Source organism: Geobacillus sp. LYN3 (assembly GCF_003064505.1).
GTDB lineage: Bacteria > Bacillota > Bacilli > Bacillales > Anoxybacillaceae > Parageobacillus_B > Parageobacillus_B toebii.
In genome coordinates this window covers 1-8,895 of the sequence record NZ_QCWL01000008.1, presented here as the reverse complement: position 1 = coordinate 8,895, position 8,895 = coordinate 1, and the positions used below count along the sequence as shown (strand labels likewise).

The following is an 8,895-nucleotide window of genomic DNA, read 5'->3' as shown; positions in this document are numbered from 1 at the left end:
AGGCGATTCATCTCCCACTTACTCCGCTTCGCTTCGTTGAAGTGGGAGTCTTCTCGCCTAATTAAGATAAATCCCACGCCAAACAAACATAGCAACAGTACAATCCGCCATGCTATAATAATGTAGATATAAAGAATGAACGGAAAACGGGGGCTTTCTTCGGGAACCCATGATGCACAATGGACGGAAAGGACGGACTGATATGTTGCAGACCGCAATCTCCAAACCTCTGTTGCAAAAAGCCGCTGCCGACTTGCAGCGGGAATGGCCGTTTTCTCTCTTCCAACATGTCATCCAAAAAGGGCGGGAATTGTCACGGCAAGGGTTGGTGTATAACGTCACGGTCATAGACAGCGATTTTATCGAAGGAAAAGTCATCGACACCGCCATTCATGACGTGACGCTTGATTTGTCGGACATCTCCCTCCACAGCTGCACATGCGGGGCGGAAGATCTTTGTCCGCACGTACTGGCGCTGTTCTTTTACGTGTACGGAAATGTATTTGACAACGGCGAGTTGTTGCGGCAATGGAAACAAGGAAAGAAAAAACCGAACCGGAAAGCGGCATCGGTCCAAACACCGTCTGAACCAAACACAGCGGAATCGGTCGCCCAATGGCGGAAGCAGTTCGCCGACCTATTGGACGAGTGGAGCGCCCGCCACCGCCGCCGCAATGATTGGCCGTACCGCTTGTCCCATCAACTGTTTCCGCGACTCGTCAAAAACAGCCCGAAACACAGCGCTGTCCGTTTGTTGCATCGCTTTCATGCGGCCTTGTTTTTGCTTGACCATTTGTTCGAATACGGACGCGAACGCGGTTGGGACCGTGGGCTGTTGTTCGGATCATACGAGCAGTTTTCGTGGCAACAAGACGTCGATTATATCGCCGACGAATGGTTCGAAACGTTGGAACGGTTTCCGTCCGAACTGCTGCCCCCGTCTGTTGAAACGCACATCGAACAGACGATCCCGTATGTACGGGAGTTGTTGCTGCGGTGGGGAAAGGCGTCCCCTTCACTCGTCTACAGCCTATACACAACCGCTTGGGAGCTGCTGTTCACGAAAGAAGCGCAGCGCCGGCAAGAGAAAGAAACGCTGATCCGCCTGGCAACGGAAAAACAGTCAACCACTCTGTTGCTAGCTGCCGCCCATCTCGCCTTTTTACTCGGCGAAGATGACGAAGCGCTCGCCATCTACCGCCAACATCCCAAGGAAGCGGCTCCGTTTTTTATCGATTGGATGGAGCGGTTCGCATCCTCGCATTCGCCGGAACGTTTCGCATCATTTTGGGCGAAAGGAAAGCAAGAGCTTGCCTTCTACATATCCGCTCTTCCAGAGATGGAGCGGTCGCCGTTTGTCAACGAAATCGGTCGGCTGTACGAATCATACGCTCGCCAACACAACAAATGGGACGACTATGAGAAGCTGTTGGCCGCATGCTTCCCATACAGCGCGAACCGCTACGTTCATTGGCTGCTCGATCAAAGGCGCTACCATGATGTAGTCGACTTATACTTATGGGTGGACGCCACCGCCCATGACATTGATCCAACATTTCTCGCCATGCTGCAAAAACAAAACCCGGCGCTCGTCTTGCCATTGTATCACCGAGCGGTCATGCGTTTTGTCGAGGCGAAAAACCGCGCAAGCTATCGCGTCGCCGTGCAATATTTAAAAAAATTGCGTGCGTGCTACCGATCGTTGAAACGAATGAACGACTGGCAGATGTATCTTGAACAGCTGTTAGCCAAAACAGCGCGCATGCGCGCGTTTCATGAAGAAGTGGAGAAAGGAAAATTGCTTCTATGATGGAACAAGCGTTGCAGACGATCACCCTTTCATGTGAATGGAGCGAAGAAGGACGATGCTTCTGGCTCAGCGGCCCGGACCGTGTTTCGAGCTGGGCGCCGCTTGTGTTCGCCTGGCATGAAGAAACCTTTTACGGCACCTTGCTCGATATCGACCATGACGGTGAAAACGGGATCGTGCGGCTGTCGCCGTGGCAGGCGCTCACCCTGTTCGCTTTGCGTCCGCACTCACGCTTTTCCGCCATTGAATGGGCAGACGAGTTCACCGCCCGATTGGAAGAGTGGGCGAAGCACATTTGGAACGGTTTGCGCGAACGCCGCTTCCTTCCAGATGCTTCCTTATGGAAAAGCACAGGCGGCGCATGGAGCGAAGCAGGACGCACCCGCTGGCGCGGCGCGGATGACGATCCCGATCCGTTCGTCGCCACATGGCGGTCGCTTGCGGTAGCCGACTGGCTCTCACGCGACCCGGAACTTCGCGGCATTTGGGGCGAAATCGTTCGCACTTATCCATTGATCGCCTCCCCCAGCGGCCAATGGACCGGAACGGAAGACGACTGGCTCGAACAAATCGGATGGCTCGGCGACCGGCCGCCGTTTGTCGTCGGACTGCGCCTTGTCGAGCCGTCCGAGGAAGGCGACGTATGGACGCTTGAAGCGGTGTTCATCGCCGTCGACGACAGCGTCATCGCCTCTGCCCGTGATATTCCGCGCGCCTGGCGCCCATATGAATCATCGATCCAGCGCGCCATTCGCCGCATTTGCGCGATCGTGCCGTGGCTTGACGCCGGGGAGGGTCTGCGGACGGAACTGTCTAATGAAGAAGCGTGGCGTTTTTTGTCCGAAGACAGCTTAAAGCTCACCGAAGCGGGCGTACGCCTCTTGCTTCCCGACTGGTGGCACGACATCCGCCAGGCGCAGCTGTCGATCAAAGCGAAACTGTCGCCTTCCGTCAACGCCGAATCACTGTTCGGCCTTGAGCGGCTCGCGGACTTTGACTGGAGGGTGGCGACCAACGGGATTGAGCTGACAGAAGAGGAGTTTACCGCTTTGGCGGAACAAAAGCGGCGCCTCATCCGCCTGCGCGGCCAATGGCTCATTCTCGATCCCGCCCTTGTCCGCCGCGCACAGGCGCTCATGGAAAAGGCGAAAAAAGAAGGCGTGCCGATCCACGATATCGTGGCGCAAACGCTGCTTTCGGAAGCAGAGGAGCGCGAAGAGGCAGCGGACGAATCGATCCCGATCCACATTGACGTCCACGACCAATTCCGGGCGTTTATCCGCCAGCTCCAGCAGCTTGATGGATTGCCGAAAGCGAATGTGCCGCCGTCTTTTCACGGCACGCTCCGCCCGTATCAGCAGCGCGGCGTCGACTGGCTCGTCTTTTTGCGCCGATTCGGCTTTGGCGCCTGCTTGGCCGATGACATGGGGCTTGGCAAAACGGTGCAGCTGCTTGCTTATTTGGCGCACGTCAAAGAAATCGAACGCCCGGACACGCCGGCGTTGCTCATTTGTCCGACCAGCGTGATCGGCAACTGGCAAAAGGAATGCGCCCGCTTCACCCCAGACTTGCGCGTCTACGTGCACCATGGACCGAACCGGGCGAAAAACGATGCGTTCGTGCAAACGGCAGGCGAGGCCGACCTCGTCATTACGTCTTACAACCTTGCTCATTTGGACCAAGACGATTTAAAACAGATTCATTGGCATGCGATTTGCCTTGATGAAGCGCAAAACATTAAAAACGCGCAAACAAAACAAGCGCGCGCCATCCGCCGCTTGAGCGGAAAACATAAAATCGCCTTATCCGGCACGCCGGTTGAAAACCGTCTCGGCGAACTTTGGAGCATCTTCCACTTCCTCAACCCTGGCTATCTCGGCAGCCGTGCGGAGTTTGAGCGGCGCTTTGCCGGGCCGATTGAAAAAGAAGGAGATGCCCGCAAAAAAGCGGCGCTGCAGGCGCTCATCCGCCCATTTCTCTTGCGGCGGACGAAAACGGATGAAGCGGTTGCGCTCAACTTGCCGGATAAGCTCGAACAAAAAGAGTATTGCCCGCTCACGGCCGAGCAAGCAGCGCTGTACGAGCAGCTCGTCAACGATACGCTTGAGCGCGCCAAAAATGCCAGTCCGTTTGCGCGGCGCGGCTTGATTTTGCAAATGCTAAACGGTGTGAAGCAAATTTGCGACCATCCGGCGCTTTATTTAAAAGAACGCCGGCCGCGCCAACTCGTCGAGCGGTCGCATAAACTTGAAAAACTCGTCGAACTCATCGAGCAAATTCGCGCCAACGACGAATCGTGCCTCATCTTCACGCAATACGTGCGAATGGGCGAGATGATCCAACAGCTGCTTTCCGACCTGTTTGATGAGCGGGTGTTGTTTTTGCACGGAGGCGTCCCGAAACAAACGCGCGATCGAATGGTCGAAGAGTTTCAAGCACGAAAAGCGCCGATTTTCCTTTTGTCGCTCAAAGCAGGCGGCACCGGGCTCAACTTAACAGCTGCCAACCATGTCATCCATTTCGACCGTTGGTGGAACCCGGCGGTGGAAAACCAGGCGACCGACCGCGCCTACCGCATCGGACAGACGAAATTCGTCCACGTCCATAAATTGATCACCGTCGGGACAATCGAAGAAAAAATCGACGAGATGCTCGAACAAAAACAAGCGCTCGCCGACATCATCACCGAAGGCGAGGCATGGATCACCGAACTGTCCGATGACGAACTGCGCGACTTGCTCGCCTTATCGGCCGCAGCGAAAGGAGGCGCTTGAGCATGGCGGAAGAAAAACGAAAGCGCAAGAAAAAAACGGCGGAAAACCCGTGGGAAAAGCTGCTGAAGCGGATGGAAGAGAAAATGAAGGAGCGGGAAAAGCGGCAAAAACAACCGTAAAGGACATCACGCGGGCGATGAACATCCTGTTGGACACAGAAAAAACTTCATCAACAAGTGTTGTTCTTTGTCCAGCCATGAAAAGGATCATCCAGGCACGTGTGTTCATCGAAACATCTCATGGGCAACGTTTTGCCCTTCACCCGGGCATGAACATGAATCATCAAGGCACGCGCATTTTCACGGAAAGGTCCATGGGCAGCACGCTTTGCCCTCCACCCGGGGATGAAAATCACGCGCCAGTCCTGCATTTTCACGAAAACAGCGTGGGATTGATCCCACGCTGTTCGCTTTCAAGCCATCCTCTCAGCACCTTGTCAACGAAACAATTCGGGCATGTCGATTGCAAGCCCCGGAAAATACACGGAGCGAACCGTTCCCGTTTTCACTTGAACATCCGCCTGCTCATACAGCCGTTCCTCATTGAGCACATACACCGTCACCGAACAAGTCACGTTTATGTCAAACCGAAGCCCTTCGCACAAGGCAAGAAACCGGCCAAATGTGAAAAAGGACCGGCCGCCAACCTTCCCCATTCATAGAGAAGGTCTGTCGCACCGATCCTTTCGCTAAACGGAAGCATACATCCGATCAAGCTCTTGCGCTTCGTATTTCACAAACGGGTCGATGAGCGAAATTTTTTGCGCCTCGGCGTCGCTCACGCCGGCGTACAGCTCAGCCGTGCCGTCGCCTTTGCGGATGAGTCCGCCGCTAAAGACAACGTTCGCCAAATCCGGCCGTTTCGCCGGACCATCCAAAAAGTGGGAGCGAAGCGCAAGCAATTCCAGCTCTGAACGCTCCATCGTCTCCGGGTTCAACACGAACACCATCGGGTAGTAATGGCGGTTGCCGTGCTCGTCAAAGCAAGCGATATGGCCAAGCGCCCCCACAAGCCCGTTCGCCAGCAAATGCGCCTCATTCACGCCGCCCCATTCTTCATCCGTAAATTGGGCGTCCAAAATCGGCGCGGCCTCAATCACGTCCGGCGTCAACTCATCGAGCGAGAAAATGCGGGTGAACCCGATTTTCCCGCGTCCGCCTTTTTCCCCTTGCGGCCGGGTGAACACGCCGATCGAGCCATCTTTCAGCTCGACAAGGCGAATGTCTTTCATTCCGTCCGGCCCTTCGGCGAACTTTTTCAAACTGCAGATATTGCGGCCGCGGTAAAAGACCGTCCGCCAGCTCAGCTCGCCGTCAAACACCGGATGCGGAAACGTCTCCACGCCGCCGAACACCAACTGACCGTGAATGCGCGCCACAAACGGATCCTGCAAGGCGAACACCGGCGCCCCGTCACGAGGAACCCAGACGCCGTCGCGCTCGACGAAAAAGTACACTTCCGATTGCTCGCTGTCGCGCGCCTCGACGCGCCCAGCGATCACCCATTCTCCTTCATCCACAAACGGTGCGGAAATATTATAAACGTCCCGGTCCCCGACACCCGCAAAGCGGAGTTTTTCCGGCTCAAACGGCTGTGGGGCCGAACGAAATTCATCCACTAACACTTGACATGTCTTTAATGTTGGCAATGAGAATAACATGATTCATCCCTCCGGATGGCGCCAAAAACGCCCGCATTGGCATTTTTGGCTGTTTTTCCTGATCGCGGTTCGAACAGGAAACCCCACTCCCTTTCACACCGGCTTCGTCATTCGGACATCAACGATGATGCCACCTCCTGTCGGCCGGATGAGAAAGTCAATGAAACTCATTCATTCGTGTGTTCTTATTATAATATGATATGAGAAAGAAGGAAACACGTTATTCATTGCCAAAAAAGCAGGGCCAAGACGAAGTCAAGGCCCTTTTTCTCCCTTTATTGGCGCTGTTGGACAAAACGGATGAATGCTTGATCAATATCCACCACCACAAACTCTACATCCTCGACCGGACCCAACACCTCGACAAACAACTGCGCCACGTTTTCTTTGTCAAGCCTTCCGACGCCTGTCCCTAGCGCTGGCAACGCCACCTTCTTGATTCCGTTCTCCCGACAGTGCGCGACGAGCCGCTCGAGACACGCCCGAACGATGTCATACGACGTCGCCCCTGCAGGCTGCTTCATCGTCACTAAGTGAAGGTCCCCACGAAACGGCAGCGAGCCTGCTCCTGTCACGTACAAATCGCCGGGCTTAGGGTCTTGCGCTTGACAGACGCGGATCGCTTCCTCCTTGATCACACGTCCCCCCCGCCCGACGGATCGCCGCTGCCACGCCGCCGCCCATCGTGCATATGGTATAACAGAGAGGAGAGGAGACCCATGTTCCCACGCTACCGCCAAAAGACGATCCGAGCCAGGACTGGGGTGGCGGTTCTCACTGCCGTCGCCGTGTTGGTGGCGATCTTGTCTCTGTTTCTTTCGAACGAACGGAACGAGGCAAAGGAAATCGTTGACACGTTTTACCGCTACGAGCAGGCAGGGGATTTTGGCAGCTCTTGGGAGCTGTTTCACCCGCTTATGAAAAAGAAATTCCCAAAAGACGTCTACATCCAGCGCCGCGCCCACGTCTTTATGCAAGACTTCGGCGTCGAGACGTTCGACTACCGCATCGATGAGGTGGAAAAACTGTCGTCATGGTCGATGTCTGATGAGAACAAACCGCTTCACGACGTGTATCGCGTCCGCGTCATTCAGACGTTCCATAGCGCTTTTGGCGTGTTCGAAATCCATCAAGACGTCTTCGTCGCCAAAGAAAAAGGGGAAAAGAACATTTTGTTCCCTTACCGCCCGTAACCCCCAACATCGATGCGGCCCCGATATCGACCGGGCGCCGCTTTCACCGCTCCTTCCATTCCTCGATGATCTCAAGCGTCCGATTAATGCCGACATTGTATATCAACAGCTTAAGCAAGTTTTCCCGCTCCTCTTTCGTAAAAAAGAGATCGCCGTCAATGATCTCAAGCGGGACAGGGGAGAGCTCGGCATACAGCTCATAATCAACCTTCTGTCCTTCCGGTTTTAGGACAAACGTTCTCATTCGCGCCATCCTCCTTTTTCACCTACACGTTTTGACAAGAAACACCCGTTAGGCAACGCTCCCTGTCAAGTATAGACTAACGCACAGCGCGTTCATACGGCATTGGCGGCCGCATGCCATGCGCATGAGACTCTCTTCCCATTTGAGCAACCTTATTCGAATCTTCTCATACACTAATGTATCATCAATCGGAGCTATTTTCTCCATCCAGCGAAAAAAAGGAGCGAAATGCCATGTACAAACATATCGTCAAACACGGGGAAACGATCGCCTCCATCGCCCGCGACTACCGCACATCTGTTGAGGCGCTCCTTCGCGCCAATGGTTTGACCGCCGCGTCCGTCATCTTTCCCGGGCAGGAGATCGTCATCCCCCACCTTCCGCCGAAAGGATCGATTCCCTACACGATCCACATCTCGATCAGCCGCCGCCAGCTGACGTTAAAACACCGGGGACGAACGATCCGCACGTATCCGATCGGCGTCGGCAAAATGGTCACCGCCACGCCTGTCGGCGATTTTGTCATCGTCAACCGCCAGCCGAACCCGGGCGGTCCGTTCGGCGCCATGTGGCTCAGCTTATCCAAAGTCCATTACGGCATCCACGGCACGAACGACCCGTCCTCGATCGGCAAATACGTATCCAAAGGCTGCATCCGCATGCACAACAAAGACGTGCTCGAATTCGCCTCCATCGTTCCGAACGGAACGGAAGTGTTTATCCGGCCGTGAAGGCAAAACAGCGTCATTCATCCGTCTGTTCTGAGTCACAACCCGTTTTATTTTTCAAGAAGATGTCATTCACTCCCACCGAACGAACACCGTGTTTCCGCTCACGATGGCAGCTGACAATCGATCGGGCAAGTAGTATAATTAGGTCAAAAGCGAATGGAGTGAAGACGATGCCAGGCGGGATCTCGCATCACGCCAAAGACATTTTGTTCAAGTCGCTGAGCGCATTGTACCAAAACCAAGCCCTCGATGTATACGGACTTCACGGACTCCCACGGATCAAAGCACTGCTTCCAAACGAATTTCCGTCTGTACGGGCGGATGAACGGCGCGCCGACACCGTGTTTCTTCTCGAAGACGATTCCATTTTGCTTCTGGAGTACGAAAGCAATGAACGATTTCTCGACAACCATTTAACATCTTTCCGAAAGAAGTCTCCCACTTCTAAACGAAGTGAAAGTGGGAGATGAATTTCGGTTAGGT

General features: G+C 54.6%; 7 protein-coding genes and 2 pseudogenes. 5 read left to right on the top strand and 4 right to left on the bottom strand.

Annotation, left to right across the window (positions count from 1 at the left end):
* Window positions 1-202 precede the first annotated feature (202 nt).
* Window positions 203-1,810, top strand: a complete 1,608-nt coding sequence (locus DCC82_RS15905) for an SWIM zinc finger family protein (RefSeq protein ID WP_015865242.1) — start codon at window positions 203-205, stop codon at window positions 1,808-1,810.
* Window positions 1,807-4,584, top strand: coding sequence for a DEAD/DEAH box helicase (locus tag DCC82_RS15900; RefSeq protein WP_015865243.1), 2,778 nt, complete (start codon window positions 1,807-1,809; stop codon window positions 4,582-4,584). The genes DCC82_RS15905 and DCC82_RS15900 overlap by 4 nt, the downstream gene beginning before the upstream one ends.
* 436 nt (window positions 4,585-5,020) lie before the next feature.
* Here DCC82_RS15900 and DCC82_RS18605 read toward each other — a convergent pair whose 3' ends face one another.
* The 3 genes and pseudogenes from DCC82_RS18605 to DCC82_RS15885 form a co-directional block, all read right to left on the bottom strand.
* Entirely contained in the window at window positions 5,021-5,146 is a 126-nt protein-coding gene (locus tag DCC82_RS18605) for a hypothetical protein (RefSeq protein ID WP_257722313.1), read from the bottom strand.
* 126 nt (window positions 5,147-5,272) lie between these two features.
* Window positions 5,273-6,244 (bottom strand): MTP-1 family protein, encoded by a 972-nt coding sequence (locus DCC82_RS15890; RefSeq protein ID WP_097355038.1) that lies wholly within the window; start codon window positions 6,242-6,244, stop codon window positions 5,273-5,275.
* Between the two features lie 275 nt (window positions 6,245-6,519).
* A pseudogene (locus DCC82_RS15885) lies at window positions 6,520-6,928 on the bottom strand (macro domain-containing protein); the annotation flags it as partial.
* Window positions 6,929-6,963: 35 nt separating this feature from the next.
* Between DCC82_RS15885 and DCC82_RS15880 the strand changes: the two are divergent.
* Window positions 6,964-7,437 carry a hypothetical protein gene (locus DCC82_RS15880; protein WP_011232748.1) on the top strand — a complete coding sequence of 158 codons (474 nt, stop codon included), beginning with the start codon at window positions 6,964-6,966 and terminating at the stop codon, window positions 7,435-7,437.
* 43 nt (window positions 7,438-7,480) lie between these two features.
* Here DCC82_RS15880 and DCC82_RS15875 read toward each other — a convergent pair whose 3' ends face one another.
* Entirely contained in the window at window positions 7,481-7,681 is a 201-nt protein-coding gene (locus tag DCC82_RS15875; RefSeq protein WP_011232749.1) for a hypothetical protein, read from the bottom strand.
* Between the two features lie 233 nt (window positions 7,682-7,914).
* On the opposite strand from DCC82_RS15875, the gene DCC82_RS15870 reads away from it, so the two are divergent.
* Window positions 7,915-8,412 carry a L,D-transpeptidase family protein gene (locus DCC82_RS15870; protein WP_015865247.1) on the top strand — a complete coding sequence of 166 codons (498 nt, stop codon included), beginning with the start codon at window positions 7,915-7,917 and terminating at the stop codon, window positions 8,410-8,412.
* A gap of 170 nt (window positions 8,413-8,582) precedes the next feature.
* Window positions 8,583-8,828, top strand: a pseudogene (locus DCC82_RS15865) (transcriptional regulator); the annotation flags it as partial.
* Window positions 8,829-8,895: the final 67 nt, after the last annotated feature.

Excerpts from the sequence above, each read along its gene's own strand:
- DCC82_RS15905 (WP_015865242.1), top strand. The coding sequence starts at position 203 with ATGTTGCAGACCGCAATCTCCAAACCTCTGTTGCAAAAAGCCGCTGCC.
- DCC82_RS15900 (WP_015865243.1), top strand. The coding sequence starts at position 1,807 with ATGATGGAACAAGCGTTGCAGACGATCACCCTTTCATGTGAATGGAGC.
- DCC82_RS15890 (WP_097355038.1), bottom strand. The coding sequence starts at position 6,244 with ATGTTATTCTCATTGCCAACATTAAAGACATGTCAAGTGTTAGTGGAT.
- DCC82_RS15880 (WP_011232748.1), top strand. The coding sequence starts at position 6,964 with ATGTTCCCACGCTACCGCCAAAAGACGATCCGAGCCAGGACTGGGGTG.
- DCC82_RS15875 (WP_011232749.1), bottom strand. The coding sequence starts at position 7,681 with ATGAGAACGTTTGTCCTAAAACCGGAAGGACAGAAGGTTGATTATGAG.
- DCC82_RS15870 (WP_015865247.1), top strand. The coding sequence starts at position 7,915 with ATGTACAAACATATCGTCAAACACGGGGAAACGATCGCCTCCATCGCC.